This is a genomic window from Nocardia sp. NPDC050413 (assembly GCF_040655475.1).
Lineage (GTDB): Bacteria > Actinomycetota > Actinomycetes > Mycobacteriales > Mycobacteriaceae > Nocardia > Nocardia coubleae.
This window is the reverse complement of the sequence record NZ_JBFAJZ010000017.1, coordinates 21,340-46,990: the sequence shown is the minus strand read 5'-3', so window position 1 is coordinate 46,990 and position 25,651 is coordinate 21,340. Positions and strand designations below refer to the sequence as shown.

The 25,651-nt window shown below is 68.4% G+C and carries 23 protein-coding genes and 1 pseudogene; 16 read left to right on the top strand and 8 right to left on the bottom strand.

Going from position 1 to position 25,651, the window contains the following annotated elements; all coding sequences use genetic code 11:
* Position 1: 1 nt before the first annotated feature.
* Entirely contained in the window at positions 2 to 325 is a 324-nt protein-coding gene (locus AB0I19_RS27195; RefSeq protein WP_181696564.1) for a hypothetical protein, read from the bottom strand.
* A 22-nt stretch (positions 326 to 347) separates the two neighbouring features.
* On the bottom strand, positions 348 to 1,109 hold the full coding sequence (locus tag AB0I19_RS27190; protein ID WP_357152434.1) for a helix-turn-helix domain-containing protein: 762 nt from the start codon (positions 1,107 to 1,109) through the stop codon (positions 348 to 350).
* Between the two features lie 339 nt (positions 1,110 to 1,448).
* Here AB0I19_RS27190 and AB0I19_RS27185 point away from each other — a divergent pair, with 339 nt between their 5' ends.
* From AB0I19_RS27185 to AB0I19_RS27175, 3 genes are all read left to right on the top strand, one after another.
* The gene (locus AB0I19_RS27185) at positions 1,449 to 2,033 is read left to right on the top strand and encodes a CHAP domain-containing protein (protein ID WP_067485722.1); all 585 of its coding nucleotides are present in this window, start codon (positions 1,449 to 1,451) and stop codon (positions 2,031 to 2,033) included.
* A gap of 187 nt (positions 2,034 to 2,220) precedes the next feature.
* Positions 2,221 to 3,369 carry a hypothetical protein gene (locus AB0I19_RS27180; RefSeq protein WP_245655276.1) on the top strand — a complete coding sequence of 383 codons (1,149 nt, stop codon included), beginning with the start codon at positions 2,221 to 2,223 and terminating at the stop codon, positions 3,367 to 3,369.
* A gap of 156 nt (positions 3,370 to 3,525) precedes the next feature.
* On the top strand, positions 3,526 to 4,236 hold the full coding sequence (locus AB0I19_RS27175; RefSeq protein WP_357152430.1) for a DUF1906 domain-containing protein: 711 nt from the start codon (positions 3,526 to 3,528) through the stop codon (positions 4,234 to 4,236).
* 65 nt (positions 4,237 to 4,301) lie between these two features.
* Here the strand turns inward: AB0I19_RS27175 and AB0I19_RS27170 are convergent, their stop codons facing one another.
* On the bottom strand, positions 4,302 to 5,075 hold the full coding sequence (locus AB0I19_RS27170) for a hypothetical protein (protein WP_357152427.1): 774 nt from the start codon (positions 5,073 to 5,075) through the stop codon (positions 4,302 to 4,304).
* A gap of 394 nt (positions 5,076 to 5,469) precedes the next feature.
* Here AB0I19_RS27170 and AB0I19_RS27165 point away from each other — a divergent pair.
* Positions 5,470 to 6,648, top strand: a pseudogene (locus tag AB0I19_RS27165) (mannosyltransferase); the annotation flags it as partial.
* Between the two features lie 46 nt (positions 6,649 to 6,694).
* On the opposite strand, the gene AB0I19_RS27160 reads toward AB0I19_RS27165, so the two are convergent.
* Both AB0I19_RS27160 and AB0I19_RS27155 read right to left on the bottom strand, forming a co-directional pair.
* Entirely contained in the window at positions 6,695 to 6,985 is a 291-nt protein-coding gene (locus AB0I19_RS27160) for a 4a-hydroxytetrahydrobiopterin dehydratase (RefSeq protein ID WP_357152424.1), read from the bottom strand.
* Positions 6,986 to 7,038: 53 nt separating this feature from the next.
* Positions 7,039 to 7,215: a hypothetical protein gene (locus AB0I19_RS27155; protein WP_357152422.1), complete on the bottom strand. Its 177-nt coding sequence runs from the start codon at positions 7,213 to 7,215 to the stop codon at positions 7,039 to 7,041.
* A gap of 124 nt (positions 7,216 to 7,339) precedes the next feature.
* Between AB0I19_RS27155 and typA the strand changes: the two genes are divergently transcribed.
* The 4 genes from typA (at position 7,340) to AB0I19_RS27135 (ending at position 12,457) form a co-directional block, all read left to right on the top strand.
* Positions 7,340 to 9,244, top strand: coding sequence for a translational GTPase TypA (gene typA, locus AB0I19_RS27150; RefSeq protein WP_357152419.1), 1,905 nt, complete (start codon positions 7,340 to 7,342; stop codon positions 9,242 to 9,244).
* Between the two features lie 127 nt (positions 9,245 to 9,371).
* A complete protein-coding gene (locus tag AB0I19_RS27145; RefSeq protein WP_357152505.1) occupies positions 9,372 to 11,117 on the top strand; it encodes an ABC transporter family substrate-binding protein in 1,746 nt (581 codons plus the stop codon).
* Positions 11,114 to 12,001: an N-acetyl-1-D-myo-inositol-2-amino-2-deoxy-alpha-D-glucopyranoside deacetylase gene (mshB, locus tag AB0I19_RS27140; protein WP_357152416.1), complete on the top strand. Its 888-nt coding sequence runs from the start codon at positions 11,114 to 11,116 to the stop codon at positions 11,999 to 12,001. The genes AB0I19_RS27145 and mshB overlap by 4 nt, the downstream gene beginning before the upstream one ends.
* 27 nt (positions 12,002 to 12,028) lie before the next feature.
* On the top strand, positions 12,029 to 12,457 hold the full coding sequence (locus tag AB0I19_RS27135) for a hypothetical protein (protein WP_357152413.1): 429 nt from the start codon (positions 12,029 to 12,031) through the stop codon (positions 12,455 to 12,457).
* On the opposite strand, the gene AB0I19_RS27130 is transcribed toward AB0I19_RS27135, so the two are convergent.
* Positions 12,458 to 13,192, bottom strand: coding sequence for a TetR/AcrR family transcriptional regulator C-terminal domain-containing protein (locus AB0I19_RS27130; RefSeq protein ID WP_067637748.1), 735 nt, complete (start codon positions 13,190 to 13,192; stop codon positions 12,458 to 12,460).
* A gap of 160 nt (positions 13,193 to 13,352) precedes the next feature.
* Between AB0I19_RS27130 and AB0I19_RS27125 the strand changes: the two genes are divergently transcribed.
* A complete protein-coding gene (locus AB0I19_RS27125) occupies positions 13,353 to 14,858 on the top strand; it encodes an MFS transporter (protein WP_357152411.1) in 1,506 nt (501 codons plus the stop codon).
* Positions 14,859 to 14,993: 135 nt separating this feature from the next.
* Here AB0I19_RS27125 and AB0I19_RS27120 read toward each other — a convergent pair whose 3' ends face one another.
* Both AB0I19_RS27120 and AB0I19_RS27115 read right to left on the bottom strand, forming a co-directional pair.
* The gene (locus tag AB0I19_RS27120; protein ID WP_357152408.1) at positions 14,994 to 16,514 is read right to left on the bottom strand and encodes a PH domain-containing protein; all 1,521 of its coding nucleotides are present in this window, start codon (positions 16,512 to 16,514) and stop codon (positions 14,994 to 14,996) included.
* On the bottom strand, positions 16,511 to 17,008 hold the full coding sequence (locus AB0I19_RS27115; RefSeq protein ID WP_357152405.1) for a PH domain-containing protein: 498 nt from the start codon (positions 17,006 to 17,008) through the stop codon (positions 16,511 to 16,513). The genes AB0I19_RS27120 and AB0I19_RS27115 overlap by 4 nt, the downstream gene beginning before the upstream one ends.
* Before the next feature lie 150 nt (positions 17,009 to 17,158).
* Between AB0I19_RS27115 and AB0I19_RS27110 the strand changes: the two genes are divergently transcribed.
* The 7 genes from AB0I19_RS27110 (at position 17,159) to AB0I19_RS27080 (ending at position 25,645) form a co-directional block, all read left to right on the top strand.
* Complete coding sequence (locus tag AB0I19_RS27110) at positions 17,159 to 19,759, top strand: bifunctional FO biosynthesis protein CofGH (protein WP_357152401.1); 2,601 nt, start codon at positions 17,159 to 17,161, stop codon at positions 19,757 to 19,759.
* A gap of 82 nt (positions 19,760 to 19,841) precedes the next feature.
* Positions 19,842 to 20,093 carry an Arc family DNA-binding protein gene (locus tag AB0I19_RS27105; RefSeq protein WP_357152398.1) on the top strand — a complete coding sequence of 84 codons (252 nt, stop codon included), beginning with the start codon at positions 19,842 to 19,844 and terminating at the stop codon, positions 20,091 to 20,093.
* Positions 20,090 to 20,506: a type II toxin-antitoxin system VapC family toxin gene (locus AB0I19_RS27100; protein ID WP_357152395.1), complete on the top strand. Its 417-nt coding sequence runs from the start codon at positions 20,090 to 20,092 to the stop codon at positions 20,504 to 20,506. Before AB0I19_RS27105 ends, AB0I19_RS27100 begins: the two co-directional genes overlap by 4 nt.
* A 114-nt stretch (positions 20,507 to 20,620) precedes the next feature.
* Positions 20,621 to 20,944, top strand: a complete 324-nt coding sequence (fdxA, locus tag AB0I19_RS27095; RefSeq protein WP_022566345.1) for a ferredoxin — start codon at positions 20,621 to 20,623, stop codon at positions 20,942 to 20,944.
* Positions 20,941 to 22,056, top strand: a complete 1,116-nt coding sequence (dapC, locus tag AB0I19_RS27090; RefSeq protein ID WP_067637739.1) for a succinyldiaminopimelate transaminase — start codon at positions 20,941 to 20,943, stop codon at positions 22,054 to 22,056. The genes fdxA and dapC overlap by 4 nt, the downstream gene beginning before the upstream one ends.
* 101 nt (positions 22,057 to 22,157) lie before the next feature.
* Positions 22,158 to 23,777, top strand: a complete 1,620-nt coding sequence (locus AB0I19_RS27085; RefSeq protein WP_357152393.1) for a serine/threonine-protein kinase — start codon at positions 22,158 to 22,160, stop codon at positions 23,775 to 23,777.
* Positions 23,778 to 23,992: 215 nt separating this feature from the next.
* Complete coding sequence (locus AB0I19_RS27080) at positions 23,993 to 25,645, top strand: GMC oxidoreductase (protein WP_357152391.1); 1,653 nt, start codon at positions 23,993 to 23,995, stop codon at positions 25,643 to 25,645.
* Positions 25,646 to 25,651 lie beyond the last annotated feature (6 nt).

Here is a 25,651-nt window from a genome sequence, read left to right as displayed (position 1 = left end):
CCTACTTCCAGGCCTTTTCCCAGCGCTCGGCGGCCCAGTCGCGCACATCGGGGCTCACCAGGATCGCGGGTAGCAGCAGGGCGAAACCGATCGCGAGCACCGCGAGCCGCACCCACACGCTGAGTTCGGCGAGCGCGCGCAACAGCGCGGGCAGCACGCACAGCGCCGCGAGGACGACCAGGATGATCGCGGCGAGGTTGCGGCCGGGGCCGGCGATCAACGCCGCGCAGGTACCGAAGCACAGTCCGAGTACGAGCCCGACGACGCCGACGAAGTAGTTGTCCCAGGCCAACCAGCCTGGGCGCGCTGTTCGTTGCGTGGCCACGGCCGCAGCTTAACTCGAGCAGCTATTGGTTTGCGGCGTCTCGGACGGAGCCGTCGAGAAGCGGGCAGAAGGTGACGAGCGACCATTCCCGCCGGGGCACGATCGAGTCGTGCACCTGCATGGTCATCGCTACGGCCGCGCCGGTGTCGGGGTGCCGGAACCGCTGCACGGGCCGGTCGAGGTGGGAGGGCACGTCGGGCTCGGTGGTCCAGAACCGTTCCCATTCCTCGGCGACCGCGCAGGCCGCGAAGAGCCGGTCGATCCGCTCCTTGGGCACGACGCCGGGACTCATCACCCGGAATCCGTAGACGCACAGGTGAACCTGCTTGTCCCAGTCGAGCATCACCTCGCGTGAACGCGGGTCGAGCAGCATCCATTCCAGCAGCGTGGTGCTGGTGTCGAGGCCGGGAAAGTACCGTGTCCAGGCCGAATTCGTGGCGACCACGTCGTAGGTCGTGTACATCTGCAGGCTGGCGGGATACGAGATCGAGTTGAGCAGCACGAGATCGGCGGTGGGGATGTCGCTCGGAATGTCGACCGCCGGGCTGCCGTAGCGGTCGGCCAGCGACAGCGACACCAGGTGATCGCGGAAAAGAGCCGGCACGTCGAGTGCGTCGAACAGCGCGGTGAGCGCCTCGAGGGTCGGTGTGCGCGAACCCTGTTCGATCTTCTGGATCAGGGCGGGGGAGATGCCCGCCCGCGCGCTGAGTGCGACGCGGGTGAGTCCTGCCGCCTCGCGACGTTCGCGCAGGTACCTGGCGATCGCCAGGTGCGGGTCTTCCACGTCCGATCCTCTTTCCTGCGGTGGGACAAACTGGGACAGTCGTCTAGCTTGACCGACCGTACGGCGTTCGCGAAAATTCTCACAGCCGGGCGGGGCAGCGCCGGGCCGACTAGTTCCGGAGCGGAACGGTCGCCGGAGGGGACGGCACGCGTGGTTGTCGCGCGCGCCGAGAGCGCCGTTGCCTGTCGAGGCGTCGATACCCGGGTGGCGCAGGGGTCCACCCGGTGATCACGATCCGCGTCCGCTCCGGGACCACGCCGCGAGATTCTTCCGTATACAGGGAACCGTCGGCCCTCGCGATTCGTCTAATGAAGCAGAGACCGATGAAAGCGGGGGGCGATGACGCAGCTGCAGACCGGGCGGACCGGGCGCGGTTCCAGATGGATCCTAGGTATTTCCGGGGTGCTCGCGGCCACGGCGGTGCTGGTCGCCGGGCTGGTGTGGTGGCAGCACGACTGGGGTGAGCCGTTCCCGGCCCTCGACAGCGAACACCTCGACGAACAGCAGATCGCGCTGGTCGACGTGTTGCGCCGCGAATACGAGAAGCCAGGTGACGGGCCCAAGTACGCCGAGGGCGTGAAGGAGGCGTGGTGCGCCGACTTCGTCAGCTGGACCATGCGCGAAGCGGGCAGGCCACTGAGCAACCCCAACTCCGGTTCCTGGCGCATCCCCGGGGTGTACACGCTGCAGGAGTACTACGAGACCGTCGGCCGATTCACCCGTCCCGACGTGGGGTACCGGCCGCGCACGGGCGACGTGGTGCTCTACGGTCCCGACAGCCCGCTCGGTCAGCACACCAACATCGTGTTGAAGGCCGAGGGTGACACGATCACCACCATCGGCGGCAACGAGATGGGCACCATCCGGATCCGCACCATCGAGGTGAGCGAAACGCCCGACCTCGTGGGGTACGGGCGATTCTGAAAGTTACTGTCGCGCAAGGTAACCGACCCCACCGACGCGGCACGACCGGGCCGGTGCACGTACGATGGACCACGCGGCGCCCGGCAGCGCCGCAGCCGACCCCTCCGTCCTGCTTCCCCCTCATCGGCAGGACGGGGGAGTTGCGCCGACACCTGGCCGCGCACTCCGATCACGTACCGTGTTCGATGTGCGTGTGAAGGTGACCGGAGAAGCACGTCGTGACCCGAAGCGAATCGAGTACGCCGATTTCGGCGAGCGATTCGTCAGGTACGCGGTGACCGAGGACCGGATCGCCGCCGCCGTCGCGGGCATGACCGGGCGTGGTGTGCAGATCGGCCCGTTCTCCCTCGGCCCGGCGGGATTGGCCGGCTTCGCCGCCGAAGGCACCCTGGGCACCCCGGTGGTCACCCGCAATCCCGGTGACGCGCTCACCTTCGGCGTGAAGGTCCCCCTGAAACTCGCGGTGAACCTGATTCTCGGCGGCCGCAAACTCGGTGTGGCCGCCCTCGTCGAGATCGCCCTCACCCTGCACGCCCGCACCGCCGCACCGCTGCTCCTCGTCATGGATGTCGGCACGGTGACGGCCAAGGACGTGAGTTTCACCCTGCGGGCCGAGGCCATCGACACCGCCTGGGAAATGCTGCTCGACCCCATCGCGGGCCTCGTTCAGCGCGAGGTCGCGGGCCGGGTGAACGCCATCATCAGCGATCCCAAGGCGCGAGCCGAGCGCGTGTTCGACATCGAGGCGATCCTCGACGGTTACCGCTCCCCGCACCGCAACGACACCGTGTTCGACTGGATCGACCACCGCGAATTCGGTCTGCGCTTCTTCACCCAGATCGTCACCCGCGACCGCGTGCACAGCGTGGTCGCTCAGATGGCGGGCGGGGAGATCGCGATCGGACCGCTGTCGGAGGGCCCGCGCGGCGCGGCGACGGTGACCGTGCGTGGCGCGATCGAGCAGCCGCGCGTGGTCGAGCGCGGCGCGGCCGTGCCCGGCGAGCTGCGGGTGTTCGACATGACCCTGCCGGTCGGCCTCGACATCACCGTCGACGTGCTCAAGGCCAACCACTACCGCGCCGACCTCGAGATCCCCCTGGTCCTCACGGCGCGCGCCGCCGAACCGCTGCAGATCGTGATCGAGGTGCCGCCGCCCGCCATCGAGGACATCTCGATGGAATTCACCGCGAAGGGTTTGCGCGCCGCGACGCTCGCCCGGCTGGCAGGCATCAAGAAACAGGTGATGGCCCAGGTCGTCGCGGTGGTGAGCACCGAGCTCGCCGACCCGTCGGGCCGCACCATCGACGTCGGCGCCGCCATCGACGGCGCGACCTGAGCTGTGACCGATGGTGCTGCTGTGATTACTGGGTCTAGCGGTGCCGGTGTGGGCTGTGGTGAAATGAGTCGCACGTTCTAGGCTCCCGGCGCGTACGGGGTTGACGCGCCGGGCTCGCTTGCCGGTTGTAGTCGGGTTGCGCGAAGGAGTCCTGTGATGCGTTCTGGTTCGGTCACCCGGCGTGAGTTCTTCGGATTCGCCGCCGCCGCGACAACTCTCGGCCTCGGACTGGCTGCCACGCCTGCCGCGGCACAGTCCTACGGCACCCTGGTCGACTACGCGGCGGGCGTTCCGTCGGCCGCGGCGATCAAGGCCGCGGGCCACATCGGTGTGATCCGCTACGTCTCCGACCGCAGGCCGGGCGCCGAGTGGATGGAAGGCAAACCGCTGCTGCCCGGCGAGGTGGAAGACCTGTGGGCGCACGGGTTGTCGATCGTGTCGAACTACCAGTTCGGCAAGGGCCCGACCGCCGATTGGCGCGGTGGCCTCGAAGCGGGCAAGCAACACGCCGAACGTGGCTGGGAACTGCACACCGCCGCAGGCGGTCCCGACACCGCCCCGATCTACGCCTCCATCGACGACAACCCCTCCGAGCAGGAGTTCGACGAGATGATCGCGCCCTACATCGAGGGCTGGCAGTCGGTGCTCGGCCCCGACCTCGTCGGCATCTACGCCAACACACCGACCATCGACCGCGCCCTCGCCGCAGGGCTCGGTTCCTGGTTCTGGCAGCACAATTGGGGCACCCCGAGAGGTTTCGTGCACGACAACGCCCACCTGCACCAGTTCGAGATCGACAAGCGCGCCATCGACGGCGTAGGCGTCGACGTGAACACCGTCCTGGCCTCGGACTACGGCCAGTGGTGACCCCCTGAAACAACGCGAGCCCGGCGCCGTTCGTGAGAACGGGCCGGGCTCGAGTGCTGCTTTGCCTAGACGGTGAAGAAACCGAGGGTCGGCATGAAGTTGCAGGTGCGCGGGGCGGCGCCCTCGGCGGCGGTGGTCAGCGACCCGGAGATCACCGCGACCACCCGGCCGTGACCGGTGTTGGCGATGGTCGACAGCGTGGCGGGCCCACCGGGGTTGATCTTCGCCTCGTCGGTGAGCGTCTGCACGCCCGACTGACGGGTGTCGAGGTTGAGCCACTGCACCGTCATCGGCGGGTTCTGTTCGGTGGTCGGCGCCTTGGTGCCGAGCGCGGTGAACACGAAACCGGCCTGGCCGGCGGCGGGTCCGGGCGGGGGCAGCTGCGCCGGACCGGGGACCGCGAGCGCGGTGCCGACCGAGTCGGCGCCGTCACCGATGCACGCCTTGCCGATGGTCGGGTAGAGGAACTGCGCGATGACCGGGCCGTTCTCGGGGATGTCGGGGCCACCGCCGCCGCTGCCGTCGAGGAAGGTGATGATCCGCTCCAGCGTCGCCTTGATGGCGGGCGGCAGATTCATGGTCGCCAGCAGCATCCGCGCCTGATCGAGCAGGGCGGTCTGCGGGCTCGCGACATCGGCGGGACCGGCGATCAGGCCGGTCACAGCGGGCGCGAAAGCGGCGAGCGCGTCGACCGGGACGCCCTCGGGCACCATCGGCACGCTGACCGGGGCCGCCTGCGCGGCGGGCGCGGCCGTTGTCGACGCGGGCACGGCGAGCATGGCGCCTGCCGCGAGGGCGAGAGCGGTCGTTGCGATCCGCGATGCTCGGCTACGAAGCACTTGTCCAGCCGTCCTTACCTCGGTGTTGCGATGGGCGAGGGTTGTCGGTCCCCATGACGGGGTCACTCTAAGGACAACGCTGCCGTGTTGTACAGCCGCCGGGCCCGTGGAGACTTCCCGGCCGAAAATACTCTGCATCGAAGCTAGCCCTGTGAAGTGTTACACATGGGGACGTTGATGCAACTGTGACCAGCGGTGTCGCGCAGGAGCATCACTGGATCCGGTTTTCGGCCCGCCTCGATTCTGGAGCGACGGAGCGAAGGAGCGAAGCGACTGAGCGGAGGAGTGAAGAATCGAGGCCCGCCAGGGCCGAAAACCCGCGGCGCCAGCCGCACATCCAACACAGCTATTGTGATCTGGCACCGCGTACGCGCCATTTCATACGACCGAAAGCACGGCCTTGAACCGACACCTCCGATGGGCTCTCGCGCTGCTCGGATTGTCCGTGCTCGCCCGGCTGGCCTGGATGCTGTTCGCGCCCAACGGGCTCAACGTCGTCGACCTGCACGTGTACGTCGATGGTTCGGCCTCGCTGCTCACCGATCGTCTCTACGACTTCACCTACGCGGAGAAGACACCCGACTTCCCGTTGCCGTTCACGTATCCGCCGTTCGCCGCGCTGGTCTTCTTTCCCCTGCACTACCTGCCGTTTCCGGTGGTCGCGGTCGGTTGGATGCTGGCGACGGTCGCCGCGCTCTACGGCGTGATCGCGATCGGTTTCGAACTGCTGCTGGGTAAGGAGACGGCGCGGGAGACGAAGTGGGTCACCGCCGCGGTCGGCTGGACCGCGCTCGGTGTGTGGCTCGAGCCGGTGCGCACGACCATCGATTACGGCCAGGTGAATGTGTTCCTGGTGTTCGGGGCGATGCTCGCGGTGCGCAGCTCGCGGTGGTGGGTCTCCGGTGGGCTCGTCGGTGTGATCGCGGGGATCAAATTGACGCCTGCGATCACCGGCCTCTATTTCGTCGCTCGTCGCCGATGGGCGACCGTGGTGTGGTCGGCGGCGGCGTTCGGTCTGACGGTTGCTGTGAGTTTTCTCATCAATGCACACGAGGCGAAGCGCTATTTCGGCACGCTGCTCGGTGACGCCGACCGGATCGGCCCGGTGGGTTCGGTGTGGAACCAGTCGTTGCGCGGCGCGCTGAGCCGGATCCTCGGTTACGACGTCGGTTCGGGCCCGTGGTGGATCGCTGGTGTGCTGCTCACCGCTGTGCTGGGGTTCCTGGCGTGGCGCACGCTCGGCCCCGACGACCGGCTCGGCACCCTGGTGCTCGTGCAGTTGTTCGGCCTGATGATCTCGCCGATCTCCTGGTCACACCATTGGGTATGGCTGATCCCCACTGTGTTGTGGCTGCTCTACGGCCCGCTGAAGGCCGAGCGCATGGCACGCGCGCTCGCCGCGTTCTGGGTGCTGACGATGCTGGTCGGCGTGCCGTGGGTGCTGTCGTTCGCACAGCCGACGATCTGGGAGATCCCGCGTCCGTGGGCGCTGGCCTGGCTCGGCGCGGTGGATGTGATCGGGGTGTTCGTGTTGCTCGGCTGGTTGGTGTGGCACGGCCGCGACACGCTCGCCGCGCAGGTGCGTGGCCGTCGCGCGGTGGAGGTCCGGGCGGGCTGATTCAGCCCGCGACGATGTCGTCGATCGTGTGCGCCATCGCCGTGTCCTGCCCGGTGAGCCCGCCCGCGGAATGCGTACTGAGCGTGAAACGGATTGTGCGCCAACGGATATCGATGTCGGGATGATGATCGGCCTGCTCGGCGGCGGTGGCGACCCGGCGGACAAGTTCGATTCCGTCGAGGAAGCTCGGGGCTTTCACTGTCCGGGTGATGGCGTCGCCGTCGCGCGACCAGTCCGGCAGCGTGGCCAGGGCGATGGTGATCTCGGGGTCGGAGAGCAGCGGAGTACCCATAACTGCAGTTCTACGCCTCATCGGGGCACGGCGCATCGCCCGTCGTCGGATGCTCAGGCGGCGCGCGCCTGTTTCAGGGCCTTTTTGAGATCTTTACCGCACATACCGGCGGCTTCGGCCTTCTTCATACGCATGATGACGACGGGGCATTTGAAGCAGCGCGTCTTCTTCCTGCAGCACTTTTTCTTCGGCTTGAGGCTGGAAACCTTCTTCGCCTTTACCTTGCCCACGCGGGTTAGCTTACCCTAAGTACAAAGGCTGACACGTGCCTGCCACTTCGGTACCGGTAGTCTGGAACAGGCCGCGAGCAAGATTCATGCGTGCCAAATACATCAACAGCAGGAGGATCCAGGCGTGTCGTCTACACGCGATTTCCGCAACGTCGCCATCGTGGCCCACGTCGACCACGGCAAGACGACCCTGGTCGACGCCATGCTTCGTCAGTCGGGCGCGTTCGCTGAGCGAGCCGAACTGGTCGACCGAGTCATGGACTCCGGTGACCTCGAGCGCGAGAAGGGCATCACCATTCTCGCGAAGAACACCGCCGTCCATCGGCACCACCCCGACGGTTCCGTCACCGTCATCAATGTCATCGACACCCCGGGCCACGCCGACTTCGGTGGTGAGGTCGAACGCGGCCTCTCCATGGTCGACGGTGTCGTCCTGCTCGTCGACGCGTCCGAGGGCCCGCTTCCGCAGACCCGCTTCGTGCTGCGCAAGGCGCTCGCGGCCAAGCTGCCGGTGATCCTGGTCGTCAACAAGACCGACCGGCCCGACGCCCGCATCGCCGAGGTCGTCGAGGAGTCGCACGATCTGCTGCTCGACCTGGCTTCCGACCTCGACGACGAGGCCGCCGAAGCCGCCGAGCTGGCGCTGGACCTGCCGGTCCTGTACGCCTCGGGCCGTGAGGGCAAGGCGTCCAAGGAGCAGCCGGAGAACGGTTCCGCTCCCGCCGCCGAGAACCTCGACGCCCTGTTCGACGTGCTGCTGGAATACATTCCGGCGCCGAAGAGCAACAAGGACGCGCCGCTGCAGGCGCACGTCACCAACCTCGATGCGTCGGCCTTCCTCGGCCGTCTCGCCTTGGTCCGCATCTACAGCGGTGAGCTGCGCAAGGGCCAGAACGTGGCCTGGATCAACGCCGACGGCGTCAAGACCGTCAAGATCACCGAGCTGCTGCAGACCGTTGGTGTCGAGCGTCAGCCGGGCGAGGTCGCCGAGGCCGGTGACATCGTCGCCATCGCCGGTATCCCCGACATCATGATCGGTGACACCCTCGCCGACGTGGAGAACCCGGTCGCGCTGCCGCGCATCTCGGTCGACGAGCCTGCCATCTCGGTGGTCATCGGCACCAACACCTCGCCGCTGGTCGGCCGGGTGCAGGGCCACAAGCTCACCGCCCGCATGGTGAAGGCGCGCCTGGATCAGGAACTGATCGGCAACGTGTCGCTGCGCGTGCTCGACATCGGCCGTCCCGACGCCTGGGAGGTGCAGGGCCGTGGTGAGCTGGCGCTGGCCATCCTGGTGGAGCAGATGCGCCGCGAGGGCTTCGAGCTCACCGTCGGCAAGCCGCAGGTGGTCACCAAGCAGGTCGACGGCAAGACCCACGAGCCGTTCGAAGAGCTGACCATCGACTGCCCCGACGAGTACCTGGGCGCCATCACCCAGCTGCTGGCCGCCCGCAAGGGCAAGATGGTGCAGATGAGCAACCACGCCGCCGGTTGGGTGCGCATGGAGTTCATCGTCCCCTCGCGTGGCCTGATCGGCTTCCGCACCGTGTTCCTCACCGAGACCCGCGGCACCGGCATCGCCAACGCCGTGTCCCACGGGTACGCCCCGTGGGCCGGTGAGATCCGCGCTCGCCACACCGGTTCGCTGGTGTCGGACCGCGCGGGCACCGTCACCCCGTTCGCGATGATCCAGCTGGCCGATCGTGGTCAGTTCTTCGTCGAGCCGGGTGCGGACACCTATGAGGGCATGGTCGTCGGTATCAACCCGCGTGCCGAGGATCTCGATATCAATGTGACCCGCGAGAAGAAGCTGACCAACATGCGCAGCGCGACCGCGGACACCTTCGAGACCATGGCCAAGCCCCTACAGCTCGATCTCGAGCTGGCGATGGAGTTCTGTGCCGGCGACGAGTGCGTGGAGGTCACCCCCGAGGTGGTCCGCGTGCGCAAGGTCGTGCTCGGTGCCAACGAGCGGGCGCGTGACCTGTCGCGCCGCAAGGCCCGCGACAAGGCCGCCGCCTCGAGCTAGCGGTCGGTAGGTGTTTCACGGCGTCGGCCGGGTACCGGAAACGGGCCCGGCCGACGCCTTTTGTGCAGTCCGGCAACGGATCGAGGGGTCAAGTAGAGTGCGCAGGGTGAATTCGGGGTGGCGCGCGATGTGGCGCGCGATGGTGCTGGCGATGATCGCCTCGACGGTGGTCGTGGCCGGGTGCACCGCGAATCCGCCGCCGCCGATCGAGAGCACCGATTCGCCCAAGACCACCCAGGCCAAGCCGGGCAAGAACACCGTCGTCGTCGCCATCGACGACATCGGGATCGGGTTCAATCCGCATCTGCGTTCGGATCAGTCGCCTGCGACCAACGCGGTGAGTTCGATGGTGTTGCCGAGCCCGTTCCGGCCGGTGCCCAATCCCGCGCACCCCGGTGTGGTGGATTTCGTGCCCGACTCGGCGCTTATCGTGTCGGCCGATGTGACCTCGCAGGAACCGTTCACCATCACCTATACCCTGCGTAATCAGGCGAATTGGTCCGACGGCGCGCCGATCGCCGCTGAGGACTTCCGGTTCCTGTGGCAGCAGATGATCTCCCAGCCCGGTGTTGTCGATCCGGCGGGGTACCGGCTGATCTCCGACGTGGCGTCCTCGGGTGGGGGCAAAACGGTCACTGTGACGCTGACCCAGCCGTATCCGGCATGGCGTGAGCTGTTCGCGAACCTGCTGCCCTCGCATCTGGTGAAGGACTCCCCGGGGGGATTCACCAGCGGACTCGTGGACCGGATTCCGGTGTCGGGCGGCAACTTCACGATCAAGTCCGTGGATCGCGGGCGCGACGAGATCCTGCTCGAACGCAACGACCGGTTCTGGGGCACCCCGGCCGCACCCGACCAGATCCTGTTGCGCCGCGGCGGATCTCCCTCCCAGCTCGCCGAATCCCTGCGCACCGGCGACGCGCAGATGGCGCTGGTGCACGGCGGTGTCGCCACCCAGGCGCAACTCGCCGCCATCCCGTCGGTGCGGACGACGATCATGCCGCAGGCGCGGGAACTGCAACTCACCCTCAACGGCCGCTCCGGCGACCTGATCGACGTGCGGGTGCGCAAGGCGCTGCTCGCCCTGCTCGATCCCGCCCTGCTCGCCACTGTCGGCGCGCAGAGCGGTGGCTGGGTGGAACCCGCTCGCGCCCAAGTGCTTCCACCCTCGAGCCCCGGCTATCTGCCGACCGCCCCGCCCCGGCTCAGCGCCGACGAGGCGTTCGCCCTGCTGGCCGAGGCCGGTTTCGGGCGGGCCCCGGAGACGCCGCAGACGAGTTCGCCCACTTCGCCCGCACCGCAGCCACGTTCGGTGGCGCGCAACGGCAAGGGTTTGTCGGTGCGCATCGGCGCGGTCGCCGAGGACGAGGCGGCACTGGCCGTCGCCAATACCGCCGCCGACCAATTGCGCAGTGCCGGAATCGATGCCACCGTGCGCGGCATTCCCGCCGACGAACTGTACGGTCGCGAACTCACCGAGTCGTCGGTCGACGCGATCATCGGGTGGGAACTCGCGGGCGGTGACCCGGCGACGGTGCTCGCCTCCCGGTACGGATGTCCGCCGGTCGAGCCGCCGGGTGCCGAGGGCCCGGTGCTGGCCGCGGCCGAGGCCTACCGGCAGGCGCCGAGCAATGTCGGCGGCGTCTGCGATCCGGGCTTGCAGCCGTCGATCGACGAGGCGCTGCGCGGAATCGATGTGGGCCGGATCGTCGCCGAGGCCGAGCCGAAGCTGTGGGAACTGTCGACGGTGCTGCCGATCGTGCAGGACAACGTCGTCGCGGCGGCCGGCCCGCGCGTGGACGGTGCGTCGCTGTCGGGCGCCATCCAGGTCGGCATCTTCGGTGATACGGCACAGTGGCGGAGGATCCCATGACGCGCGAGACCGGCGGCCTGCTCCTGGTGCACGCCCACCCCGACGACGAAACCCTCACCACCGGTGGCACTATCGCGCACTACCGTCGTCGCGGTGTGCCGGTGACGGTGGTGACCTGCACCCTCGGTGAGGAAGGCGAGGTCATCGGCGAACGCTGGGCGCGCCTGGTCGCCGCGGAGGCCGACCAGCTCGGCGGTTACCGCATCAGCGAACTCACCGCCGCCCTCGCCGCGCTCGACGCGGGCGAACCGCTGTTCCTCGGCGGGCCGGGCCGCTGGCGGGATTCCGGGATGGCGGGCACGCCGTCGGCCGAGCATCCGCGCGCGTTCGTGAACTCCGGTGACGCGGCGGTCGACGAACTCGTCGCGGTGCTGCTGGAACTGCGCCCGCGCGTGGTCGTCACCTATGACCCGCGCGGTGGCTACGGCCATCCCGACCACATCCGGGCACACCACGTCACCACCGCCGCCGTGGCCGCGGCCGCCGAACAGGGCTACGACGTGCCCAAGTTCTACTGGACCGTGACCGACGCCGACCTGCTGCGCCAGCACACCGCCGCCCTCGCCCGCCGCACCGTCGACGGGCTGCCCGGCGCCCTGCCGGAAGGGTGGCGGTTGCCCGTGGAGGCGGAGCTGGCGGCGATGTCGACCACCGCCGGGGTGAGCACCGTTGTCGACGTGTCGGACGTGCTCGCCGCCAAGCGTGCGGCCATGCGCGCGCACGCCACCCAGGTGACCCTCGCACCGAGCGGCCGGGAGTTCGCGCTGTCGAACAACATCGCCCTGCCGGTGCTGCCGGAGGAACATTTCACCCTGGTGCGTGGCACCCGGGGGCCGGTCGGCGACGACGGGTTCGAGCACGACCTGTTCGCCGACCTCGAATGAGCCGACCGGCCGAATAGACTCGCCCGCATGGTGACCTCCGACCAGTCCAGCGCGCGCCGTGGCGTGCGTCTGCCCGCACCGCCCGATCCCCTCGTCGCCGGGCTCATCGTCGTGTTGCTCATGGTCGACGCGCTCATCACCCTCGCGCTCGAGGTGCTGTTCCTGCCGCTGTACATCGGGTCGGTGCCGCTGCCGATCGCGGCGTTGGTGGCCGGAGTGGTGAATGTCGGTCTGGTGTACGGGATGGCGAGCGTCACCGATCGGCTCGGTTTCGTCTTCGCGCCGATCGTGTTGTGGCTCTTCGGTTTTCTGCTGTGCGCTTCCCGGGGTCCGGGTGGTGACGTGATGCTCGGCAACGACGGTCGCACCCTGCTGTTGCTGGCCTGCGGGGTGCTCGCGCCCATGGGTTACCTGTATTCCCGGGCGAATTCGCCCCGCGCCCGCCGAGCGGGCTGATCACCCTCGACGGGTCTCGATCCCGTCGAGGATGAGGTCCAGTTCGCGGGTGAACTTGTCGAAGACGGCCGGATCGGGCTTGTCCCGCAACCGTGCGAGCTGGTCGGTGTAGCGCTGGTGCAGGCGGGGGAACGGGCGGGCGGCGGCCTCGCTGGCGGCCAGCACCTGGGTGGCCCACTGTTCGCTGGATAGGCCGCTCTGCGCGATCGTCATCAGCATGGCGGCCTCGCCGCCGCAGGAGCCGACGACGAACTGGAAGACGGCGTTGCCCGCGATGTCGACCACGTCGTCGGGCAGGCCAGCGGCGTCGAGGATCGCGATCATCGAGTCGGTGAGTCGCATCATGTTGGGGCCGAGGTACATCAGCGCGGCGGTGCTGAGCACGACGGTGATCCACGGGTGCGCGAGCAGCGTCTTGCGCACTCCGGCGGCTTGTTCGTGCATCACCTCTCGCCAGCGGTCGCCGTCGGGGGCGGGGACGGGAACCTCGCCGATCACCTGGTCGACGACCAGTTCCAGTAGCTCGTCCTTGTTGGCGACGTGGGTGTAGAGCGAGGTGGCGCCCGCGCCGAGCCGGGCGCCGAGTTTGCGCATGCTCAGGGCATCGAAACCCTCCTCGTCGAGCAGGCGGATCGCCTCCGCCACGATCTGGTCGCGGCTCAGCGCGGGTTGGTCGCGGCGTTCGCGGGGCGGCCTGGTCCACACCGACGGGATCCCGGTCGGGCTCGCTGCCATCGCTGCCTCCTCTTCTGTGGCGGGTCTCGTTCAGCATAGCCGGTTCATGAACAGTGTTCGGTTGCCGTACAACGTTCCTCTTGCGCACATCGATCTCCCATCCGTACAGTGTTCGCAACGACCGCACAGTGTGCGGAGAGCTTCGGAAAGGGGAGCAAAGATGTCAACGCTCACGAAGGTGCGCGATCCGCGCCGGTGGCTGATCCTGATCGTGCTGTGCCTCAGCAGCCTGGTGCTGGTCGTGGACAACATGGTGCTCACGGTCGCGATCCCGCAGATCGCCACCGACCTCGGCGCGAGCGCCCAGCAGATCCAATGGATCATCGACGCCTACCTGCTGGTCTTCGCGGGCCTGCTGCTCACCTCCGGCAGCCTCTCCGACCGGTTCGGCCGCAAGCTGGTGATGATCATCGGACTGGTGATCTTCGGCGCGGCCTCCCTGCTCGCGGCCTACGCGGGCAGTCCGGAACTGCTGATCGCCGGGCGCGCGCTGATGGGCATCGGCGGGGTGCTCATCATGCCGAGCACGCTGTCGATCCTGATCACCGTCTTCGACGACGACGAACGGCCCAAGGCGATCGGCGCGTGGAGTGCGGTCGCGACCGTCGGTCTGGTGGGCGGCCCCGTGGTCGGCGGCGTGCTGCTCGAACACTTCTGGTGGGGTTCGGTTTTCGTCATGAACGTGCCGATCGTCGTGGTCGCTCTCGTTGCCGCGCTCGTGCTCATGCCCGAATCGAAGGGGCCATGGCGCACGCCCGATTTCCCCGGCATGCTCACCTCCATCGTCGGCATGACGGCGCTGGTCTGGACGATCATCTCGGTGCCGCACGCGGGCTGGACCGATTCCGGTGTGCTCGCCGGTTTCGCGGTGACGGTCGTTGCCCTCGCCGCCTTCGTCGTCCGTGAGATGCGCACCGACTGCCCGATGGTTCCGCTGCACTTGTTCCGCGACCGCACCTTCACCGGGTCGAGCTTCTCGCTGGTGCTGGTGACCTTCGCCAACGGCGGGCTCGTGCTCGTGCTCACCCAGTACCTGCAGTTCGTGCTCGGCTACACCCCGATGCGCACCGCGCTCGCCTTCACGCCGATGGCGGTGACGCTGCTGCTCGCCAACGGGATCGGCGCGGTGCTGGTCGGCAAGCTGGGAGCGCGGATCGTCACCATCGCCGGACTCGTGGTGGTCGCCGCCGGTTTCGCGGTCCTCGCCACCCTCGACGCCGGGGCGAGCTTCACCCTGCCCGCCGTGGCGATGGCGCTGCTCGGCGCCGGTGGCGGTCTGGCCATGCCCGCCGCGATCGGCGCGCTGATGAGTGCGGTTCCCGAGGACCACGCGGGTGTGGGTTCGGCGCTCAACGACACCATCCAGCAGGCGGGCGCCGCGCTCGGTGTCGCGGTGCTCGGCGCCATCCTGGCGGGCACCTTCGCCGGCGCCATGCCGGACTCCGCGCCGGACGCGGCGAAGGAGTCCATCGCGGGCGCTCTCGGCACGGGCGACACCGGGCTGATCGGAGTGGCTCGCGACGCCTTCTGCACCGCCATGCAGGTCACCTTCGGTGTGGGCGCGCTCGCCTCGATCGCTGCCGCGGTACTCGCGGTGGTGCTGATGCGGGACGTGAAAAAGCCTGAGGCCGAGACTGATTCGGCGCCGGAGGCGGTGGGCGTCTGACGCAACGGGCGCATTGCACGACATCACCGCGCGGCCGGAAGTCCTCCGACTTCCGGCCGTTGCCGGTGTCTCGAGTGTTCAGCGGCGCGTTTGCAGCGAAGCGCTCAGGTTCTCGGCCGCTGCAGTGTCACTGTTTCAGCGATTCCCTTGCAGCCCGGGGGTGACGGCGTCGATCAGGGCGACCGCGTCGTCGTAGGGAATGTCGACCACCGAGTACGCCTTCTTGCCCGCGGCCGTCGCGGCGACCACCGTGGCCAGGCCTGAGCGGCGCTGCCAGAAGGTCTGGCGGATGGTCCAGCCGATGATGCCTGGGGCTTCGAGGCAGTCGCGATTGCGGTCGAGGCTGCCGCGGCGGGTGATGAGCCAGGTGGGGCCGGTGTCGGCGGGGAGGACGCGGTGACCGAGGCTGCGGTACCTGTCCTCGGCGAGCGCCGCCATCAGCCCGGCGAACACCACGGGCACGACCCAGATCCACACAGGTAGTGGGCCTTCGACCAGTGCGAGCACGATCATGGCGACCAGCAAGATGCCGACCGGCCAGGCCGCCCTGACATACCGACGCCGATGCGCCGCGCGACCGTGCGAGATCAAGTCGACAGTTCCCAGCATGGTGCCGGAAATGCCTTGCGACACAGCAGGGTCGGGCTTGGTGAGCTGTGGTCGTCGATGAGTGCGCAGGAGTTCGTCGAGGGTGCGTTCGACGGCCGCGCGCGGCGCCTGGGGGAGCACCTTCTGACGCGGATTCTCCCCGGTCATGATCATTTCCAGCTGGGCGGCGCGGGCCGCACGCAGCAGCAGCGGATCGTTGAGCGTGGCGCCACGGAAGCGGGCGAGGTCGAGGGTGATCTGGCGGGTGGTGAAGAGCCCGTGTCGCAGGTGCAGCGTCGAACCGTTGTCGAGCACACGCAGTCCGTACCACGTGGCCAGGTACTGCCCGCAGGCGGCGAGGCTCACCAGCAGCAGGGTGAGGACGACCATCGCGGCGATCACGAGAGCGACCACGGCGACGCTGTCGTGCCCGATCTCCTGTGCCGGAGCGGATTTCACGATCCACTCGAGCACCCCGTACTGCGCCGCCAACCCGGCGATCGGGGCGACGATGGCCAGCCCCGTCAGCGACAACGGCGCGTACCGAACCCACGCGGGTCGCCAATGCCCGATCTCGACACCGGATTCGTGGACTGGCGTGGCGTCGTCGGTCGGCCGTTGTTCGGATCGTCCGGTGTGCGAGAGCAATTCGGTGCGCAAGGTGGGAATCCGGCTCGTGTCGAGCGCGTCGAGCTTGAACTCCTCGTCCTTGGCGGTATCGGTTCCGGTGCCGATGGTCAGCACCGCAAGACCCAGAACCCGGTGCAGCAGATCGGCTTCCACGTCCACCGAGCGGATCCTGGGCCGTGGCACCGACAGCGTCCGGCGGCCGACGACCCCGGTGCGCAACTGCACGTGGTCGGCGTCGATGCGATAGGTCGTGGTGAACCACCGCAATACGCCGAACGCGGCGACGAGCAGCACCGGGATCAGGCTCCACAGCGGATTGCCGCTGGTGGTACCGACGATCACCGAACCGAGCAGGACCGGAATGTATTTCACGATCTCGGTGACGGGATACACCAGCAGCATGCGCGGATCGAGCCGCTGCCACGGTGTCTCGCTCATGTGGCGTCTCCGCGATGCTGGGCGGCGATGGCGGTCAACCGAAGCACCGTCTGCTCGGCGACGGGCAGGTCGAGCGCGCTGATCTTCACCGCCCCGGCCGACGACGCCGTGGTGACCGTGACCGTGGCCAACCCGAGTATCCGCTCGAGCGGGCCGCGCTCGGTGTCCACCGTCTGCACCCGCGAGATCGGTGCCACCCGGGACTCCTGATCCAGCCAGCCCACCCGCGTGTACACGGCCTCGTCGGTGACCTCCCACCGGTGCACCGCGAACCGCCACAGCGGAACAACGACCAGCCCGAGCACCGCGAGCGCGACCAGCGCCAGCCCGGCGACCAGCTGCCAGCCGCGCCGGTCGTCGACGAATATCCACACCGCGAGTGCCACCGCGAGCACCACGATGCCGACCGCGTTCTCCAGCGCCCACAGCAGTTTCGCCTTGGGACTGGGCCGCCAGGCCGGGTTGGCGAGGATGGTTGAACGCGGCAACGACATGCTGACATCGTGGCACGAGGGTGCGACGAGTTCGCCCGGCTCGGGAATATGTGCCCGCGCGGCCGAGGTTGTGGCCGAGGAAGACGACCCTCGCGCGCCCGCAACGGGCGGCGTGACCAGCCCACCACACGTTCGGGAGAGAAGTAGCGCATGATCGACGGGGTGAGCGACCTTCCACTGCCGAGCGTTCCGCCGAACCCGCCGAGTGCCTCGGCCATGCGCCGGGCGCTGCGACGGGCCCGCGACGGCGTCACGTTGAACGTCGACGAGGCAACCGTCCTGCTGCACGCCACCGGCGACGACCTGGCCGATCTGTGCGCCAGCGCCGCCCGGGTCCGCGACGCCGGGCTCGAATCCGCGGGCAGACCACGCACCATCACCTACTCGCGCAATGTGTTCATCCCGCTCACCCGCCTGTGTCGCGACAAGTGTCACTACTGCACCTTCGTGACCGTGCCGGGCAAGCTGCGGGCCGAGGGCAAGGGGATGTTCCTCGAACCCGACGAAGTGCTCGAGATCGCCAGGCAAGGCGCGGCGCTCGGCTGCAAGGAAGCCCTGTTCACCCTGGGCGACCGCCCCGAGGACCGCTGGCCCGAGGCCGCACAGTGGCTCGACGAACGCGGCTACGACTCCACCCTCGACTACCTGCGCGCGGTGTCGATCCTCGTGCTCGAGGAGACGGGGCTGCTGCCGCACCTGAACCCCGGCGTGATGAGCTGGAACGAGATCGCGCGGCTCAAGCCGGTCGCCCAGTCGATGGGCATGATGCTCGAGACCACCGCCACCCGGCTGTTCACCGAGAAGGGCGCCTGCCATTTCGGCAGCCCCGACAAGGACCCGGCGGTGCGGTTGCGCGCCATCACCGACGCGGGCAGGCTCTCGGTGCCCTACACCACCGGCATCCTGGTCGGTATCGGTGAGACGCTCGCCGAACGCGCCGACTCGATCATGGCGATCCGCAAGCTGCACCGCGAGTTCGGGCACATCCAGGAAGTGATCGTGCAGAACTTCCGGGCCAAGTCCGACACCGCCATGCGCGACACGCCCGATGCCGATGTGGCCGAGTTCCTCGCCACGGTCGCGGTGACCAGGCTGCTGCTCGGCCCGGATGTCCCGGTGCAGGCGCCGCCGAACCTGGTGTCGCACAGCGACTGCCGCGCCCTGATCGACGCGGGCATCGACGACTGGGGCGGTGTGTCGCCGTTGACGGTCGACCACGTGAACCCCGAACGTCCCTGGCCCAATCTCGACACGCTGCGCGAGATCACCGAGGCGGCCGGGTTCACCCTCGCCGAACGCACCTCGGCGCATCCGAAGTATGTGTGCGCGGGCCATCCGTGGATCGATCCGCGCATCGGCGCGCACGTCGCGGCGCTCACCGATCCGGCCACCGGGCTGGCCAGGTCCGAGGCGATGCCCGTCGGGCTCGCCTGGCAGGAACCCGACGAGTCGTGGGACTCGGCGGGCCGGGTGGACCTCAACACCGCCATCGACTCCGAGGGCCGCATCACCGACAGCCGCAGCGACTCCGGCCTCGGCCAGGAGGTGGTCGGCGCGTTCGGCGACTGGGAGACCATTCGCGAACACGCCCGCGACCTCGCCGTCACCGCACCCGAACGGCTCGATTCCGAGGTGCTCGACGCGCTGCGTGCCGCCGAGAACGACCCGGCGGGGCTGACCGACGACCAGTACCTCGCACTCGCCACCGCCGACGGTGTGGCGCTGGATGCCGTTGCGGCCCTTGCGGATCAGCTGCGGCGCGAGGTGTCCGGCGACGAGGTCACCTATGTGGTGAACCGCAATATCAACTTCACCAACATCTGCTACACCGGCTGCCGGTTCTGCGCGTTCGCCCAGCGCAAGGGCGACGCCGACGCCTTCACCCTGAGCACCGACGAGGTGGCCGACCGCGCCTGGGAAGCCCACGTGGACGGCGCCACGGAGATCTGCATGCAGGGCGGCATCGACCCCGAGCTGCCCGTCACCGGGTACGCCGACCTGGTGCGTGCCATCAAGGCCCGGGTCCCGTCGATGCACGTGCACGCCTTCAGTCCGATGGAGATCGTCAACGGCGCCTCCCGTGGTGGCCAGAGCATCCGCGACTGGCTCGCGGCCCTGAAGGAGGCCGGGCTCGGCTCGATTCCCGGCACCGCCGCCGAGATCCTCGACGACGAGGTGCGCTGGGTGCTCACCAAGGGCAAGCTGCCGACCTCGGCCTGGATCGAGGTGATCACCACCGCTCACGAACTGGGCATCCCGTCGAGTTCGACCATGATGTACGGGCACGTCGACAACCCGAAGCACTGGGTCGGTCACCTGCGGGTGCTGCGCGAAATCCAGGACCGCACCGGCGGTTTCACCGAGTTCGTGCCGCTGCCGTTCGTCCACCAGAGTGCCCCGCTGTACCTGGCGGGCGCCGCGCGTCCCGGCCCGACCAACCGCGACAACCGCGCCGTCCACGCCCTCGCGCGCATCATGCTGCACGGCCGCATCCACAACATCCAGACCAGCTGGGTGAAGCTGGGCACGGTCGGCACCCAGATGATGCTCTCGGGCGGCGCCAACGACCTCGGCGGAACGCTGATGGAGGAAACCATCTCCCGCATGGCGGGCTCCCAGCACGGCTCGGCCAAGACCGTCGCCGAACTCACCGAGATCGCGGCGGGCATCGACCGCCCGGTCCGCGAGCGAACCACCACCTACGGAACGGTCGACCACACGCCCCACGCTCTCCCGTTGACGGTGAGCTGACCCTGGTCAACGGAGCGCACGGAGAGTATCGTTGGCGCCAACGACCACATTGGCGCCAATGACTGCATGCCGGGAGGTTGCGATGGCGAGATTGACGGTTCGCGATCTACCGGACGACGTCCGGGAAGCGCTGCGAGTGCGCGCGGCGCAGCACGGGCGCAGCACCGAGGCCGAAGTGCGTCAGATCCTCATCGACGTGGTATTTCCCGGCACCCAGGTGCAGATCGGTTCACTGCTCGCCGACATCGGTCGCGAAGCGACCTTGACCGACGACGAGGTCGACCAGCTCGCCGCACGGGACCGGACTCCCGCCACCCCGCTGGAGCTCGGATGATCGTCCTCGACACCAACGTGGTGTCCGAGCCGCTGCGCGCCGCGCCCGATCCGCGAGTCGTCAAGTGGCTCGATACCCAGCAGCTGCACACCCTCTACCTCTCGGCGGTGACTGTCGCCGAACTGCGCTTCGGCATCGCGGCCATGCCTGCGGGGCGCCGTCGCGAATTGCTGGCGGAACGGGTGGAGTCGAAGGTGTTGCCGCTGTTCACCGGTCGTGTGCTGCCCTTCGACCCGGCCGCATCGGCGGCGTACGCCGAGCTCATGGCGACGGCTCGCACACGCGGATGTGCGATCGCTGCGGCCGACGGCTATATCGCGGCAATCGCCGCCGCGGCGGGAATGTCTGTCGCCACCCGGGACGGCTCTCCGTTCGTCGCGGCCGGAGTGCCGGTGGTGGACCCATGGGCCTGAGCAAGTTCGATGAACTAGTTAGGGCAGGCTGACCTGGGGGTAGCGTGTAGTTCGGGATAGGGTTCGGGGGGCGGAGTTGGCCCCCGCAGCTGTGGACAGACTAGGAGAACGGCAGTGCCGTACATCATCGCTGAACCGTGCGTTGACGTGAAGGACAAGGCGTGCATCGAGGAATGCCCCGTGGATTGCATCTACGAGGGTGGCCGCATGCTCTACATCCAACCCGACGAGTGCGTTGACTGTGGTGCGTGTGAGCCGGTCTGCCCCGTGGAGGCGATCTTCTACGAGGACGACACTCCGGACCAGTGGAGCGGCTACATCAACGCCAACGTCGACTTCTTCGACGAACTCGGGTCGCCCGGCGGCGCGACCAAGGTGGGCAAGGTCGACTACGACCCGGCCTTCATCAAGGCGCTGCCCCCCATGGCCGAAGAATGAGCGCAGGGGTGCCGACCCGTGGCCGGGTGAGCAGCCTGCTGCCCGACTTCCCGTGGGACACCATCGCCGCGGTCAAGCAGAAAGCCGCCGCGCATCCGGGCGGGCTGGTCGACCTGTCGGTGGGTACACCGGTCGACCCGGTCGACCCGCTCATCCAGGCCGCACTCGGCTCAGTCGCGGCCGTCCCCGGGTACCCGACCACGCACGGCACCCCTGAACTGCGCGCCGCGGCTGTCGCCGCGCTGGCGCGCCGGTTCGGGATCACCGGTGTCGACCCGGCGGCCGTGCTGCCGGTGATCGGCACCAAAGAGCTCATCGCCGGGCTGCCGCGCCTGCTCGGCATCGGCGCCGACGACCTCGTCGTCATCCCCGAGATCGCCTACCCCACTTACGAAGTGGGCGCCCTGCTGGCCGGTGCGAAGCCGTGGCGCGCCGACGGCCTCACCCAGATCGGTCCGCAGAACCCGGCGCTGATCTTCGTGAACTCCCCGTCCAACCCCACCGGCAAGGTGCTGCCCGTCGAGCACCTGCGCAAGGTGGTCGCCTTCGCCCGCGAACGCGGCGCGGTCGTCGCCTCCGACGAGTGCTACCTGGGCCTGGTCTGGGAGGGCGAGGCGGTCTCCATCCTCGACCCGCGCGTCTGCGACGGCGACCACACCGGCCTGCTGGCCATCCACTCCCTGTCGAAGACCTCGAACCTGGCCGGCTACCGCGCCGGTTTCGTCGCCGGCGACCCCGAACTGGTCGCCGAACTGCTCGAGGTGCGCAAACACTCCGGCATGATGCTGCCCTTCCCCATCCAGGCCGCCATGACCGCCGCCCTCGCCGACGACGCCCACGAGGCGGCGCAGCGCGAGCGGTACCGCGCCCGCCGCGACACCCTGCGAAAAGCCCTGGAGCAGGCCGGTTTCCGCATCGACTTCTCCGAGGCCGGCCTCTACCTGTGGGCCACCCGCGGCGAAGCGTGCCGGGTCACCCTCGACTGGCTCGCCGACCGCGGCATCCTCGCCGCCCCCGGCGACTTCTACGGACCCCGCTCCCCGGAGCACGTCCGGATCGCCCTCACCGCCACCGACGAACGCATCGCCGAAGCGGCCGCCCGGCTCTCCTGAGACGTCCGGGTCCGGTTGCCCCGCATGCTGTCTCGCGCGCGAATCGGTTAGTGTCCGCACAGTCGGATTCGGCGCGAACAGGATCGAAAGGCTCGCAACACATGCACGGGGTGGATTTGGTCGCGGGCACGGTGTTCGCCGGATATCGGATCGAGCGGGTGCTCGGGCGCGGTGGGATGGGCACCGTGTACCTGGCCGCACATCCACGCCTGCCGCGGCGGGTCGCGCTGAAACTGCTGAATCGCGACCTGTATTCGGACCAGGAGGTGCGGGCCCGGTTCGAGCGCGAGGCCGACGTGTCGGCCCGCCTCGACCATCCCGGCATCGTGTCGGTGCTCGATCGCGGTGTCGAAGACGGGCTGATGTGGATTTCCATGCAGTACGTGGACGGCACCGATGCCTCGGTGTTCCGTGGTCGCCCGCTGGACCCCGTTCGCGCGGTCGACATCATCGCCCAGACCGCCGAAGCACTCGACTACGCCCACGAGCGCGGTGTGCTGCACCGGGACGTGAAACCCGCCAACATCCTGCTCTCGGCGGGCCGGGGCCGGGATCGCGTGCTGCTCACCGATTTCGGGATCGCCCGCCTGCGCGGCGACGCCCGCCAGCTCACCCGCACCGGCGACTTCCTCGCCACCCTCGCCTACGCCTCGCCCGAACAATTGTCCGGTGCGACTGTGGATCACCGATCCGATCAGTACTCGCTCGGTTGTTCCCTGTACACCTTGCTCACCGGCGAAAGCCCCTTCCCCGCAGACAATCCCGGTGCTGTCGTCGCCGCGCATCTGACCAAGCCCGTGCCACGGGCCTCCGACCGGGTAGGCGGTCTGGCGCCCGGCCTGGACGCGGTGATCGGCCGTGCCATGGCCAAGGATCCGGCTGAAAGGTTCGGCAGTTGCGCCGAATTCGGTCAGGCGGCGGCCGCGGCATCGGACGGCACGGCTGTCGCTCCGGCGCTGATCGGCGCCCCGCAGCGCACCGGACCGGCGCTGTCTCCCGGCGAAACGCGGCGCTACCCGGCCATGAGTGCTTCCGCCGCACCGTCGAGTGCTCCCGCCGGAGCTTCTACCTCTCCAGCCGACCTGCGAACGGTTGCCGCGGCTCACCCGGGTTCTCGCGCGACGCGTCCGCGCGCGACCGACGCTCCGGGCAAAGCCGTCTCGTCTCGATGGCGGGCGCTCGCGGTGAGTCTGCTCGTACTCGCGATGATCGCCGGTGTCGGCGTTGTCGGTGCGGGCGCGGTCTACTGGAAATTCGTTCGGCCGCAGCGTATTCCACCTCCGCCGACCTGGGGCGAACACTCTTCGATCGCCTCGGCGTTCCCGAGCTTGATCGCCTCGAATCCGGCCGGTCGTGGCTGGCGCGATGCCGCCTGTTCGCCGACGTCCACGTTCGTGGTCGCCCCCGGCGACCCCGCGCCCCTTCGCCAAATCTCGTGCACCGACGCCGACGGCGTCATCACCTGGTTCACCGCGTACCCGTCCGCCGCCGACGTCGAGAACTATTTCTCCCGCCACACCGTCGTCCACGACGTCCGGACCCACCCAGCGCGAAATTCGGCCGTTGCCGTCGCCCGCCCGAGCGACCCGGGCGCCCCCTTCACCCTCGCGGTGCGCGAACGCGATCACAGCGCCACAGCCGACATTCTCGTCGAGGTCTCCTGGCCCGGCCACACCTTCTACGAGACCTACGCATCCTGGTTCGAACAAGCCCCACTCTGAGCCGGCGGATCAGCTCAGGGGACCAGCCATGCCCCTACATCTGAAACATGCGTTGGTCAATGCCCCTCAACGCGGGACGGCGGTCCCGTAAGCGGCGAACCTGGAGCGATGACGTTTCCGGTGGCGAAGCGGTCGGCGAGGTGACGGCGGGGTGCGGCGTTCTGCGATCACCCAGGTGAGTGGCTCGGTATAACAGGTTCTCATTTGCAGTCTCGATGAGGAGCCGCACGGTGCGTGAATTCTTGTATGAAAACCCAGGTCGAACCCGATACGCGGGAGGGTTCACGCGGCGGCGGTTCCTAGCTGCAACAGGTGTCACTTTGGCGGTGGCGACCGTGGGGAGTCGGGCGCTCGCCTCCGCCGCACCGCTGGCCGACGGGGATACGGTTCCCGCATTGGTGATCGGCAGCGGGTACGGCGGGGCCGTCGCCGCGTTGCGATTGGCGCAGGCGGGCGTGGACGTGGCGATCGTCGAGATGGGGATGTCGTGGGATGCGCCGGGCCCCGATGGGCGGGTGTTCTGTCCGGTGCTGAAACCGGACGGGCGGTCGTACTGGTTGCGCGAGCGCACCGATCAGCCGGTCGGGTACTTCATGGGCGGCTCGTACAACAAGGACATCGACAGGTACACAGGCGTTCTCGACTCCGAGGACTTCGGCGGGATCCGGGTGTACCAGGGGCGCGGGGTCGGCGGCGGATCGCTGGTGAACGGTGGGATGGCGGTGACGCCGAAACGGGAGAATTTCGCCGCGATCCTGCCGTCGGTGAATGCCGAGGAAATGTATTCCACCTATTACCCGCGCGCGAATACCGCGCTCGGCGTCAATCACATCGACAAGACGTGGTTCGAATCGGCGGAGTGCTACCAATTCGCGCGCGTGGGCCGCAAGCATGCCGAAAGATCCGGTTTCGGTTGGACTTTCGTACCCAATGTCTACGACTTCGAGTACATGAAAAAGGAGCAGGCGGGCACGGCGACCCGCTCGGCCCTGGCGGGTGAGGTGATCTACGGCAACAACTACGGCAAACGCTCGCTCGACCGCACCTACCTCGGTGCGGCCGCCGCCACCGGCAAGGTGCGGATCAGTCCGCTGCACAAGGTCACCACGGTCACGCCCGGCGCGGGCGGGTACCGGGTGGAAATGGCCCAGCTCGATTCGAGCGGCCAGACGGTCGCCGTCAAGAACGTGACGGCCCAACGGGTCTTCTTCGCGGCGGGCAGCGTCGGCACGAGCAAATTGCTGGTGGCGATGCGGGCGACGGGCAAACTGCCCGACCTCCCGGGCGCGGTCGGTCAGAAATGGGGCAACAACGGCAATGTGATGGTCGGCCGCGCCAACCACATGTGGGACGGCACCGGCAGCCTGCAGTCCTCCATGCCCTGCCTCGGCATCGACAACTGGGCGGACCCGGGTGGGCCCGCCTTCGCCGAAGTCGCGCCGTTCCCGGCCGGCCTGGAGACTTACGTGAGCCTGTACCTGGCGATCACCAAGAACCCGAACCGTGCGGCGTTCAGCTTCGACTCCGGCACCGGAAAGGTGAACCTGAACTGGCAGAAGTCGTGGAATCAGTCGTCGATCAACGCGGCGAAACGCATCTTCGACAAGATCAATGCCAAGGAAGGCACCATCTACCGGACCGACCTGTTCGGTGTCACCAAGACCTGGGGTGACGACTTCACCTACCACCCACTCGGCGGGTGTGTGCTGAACGAGGCCACCGACAACTACGGCCGCCTGCACGGGTATCCGGGCCTCTACGTCATCGATGGTGCCCTGATCCCCGGCAATACCAGCGTGAACCCGTTCGTCACCATCACCGCGCTCGCCGAACGCAATATCGAACGGATCGTCGCCGACGACCTCTGAGCCCGC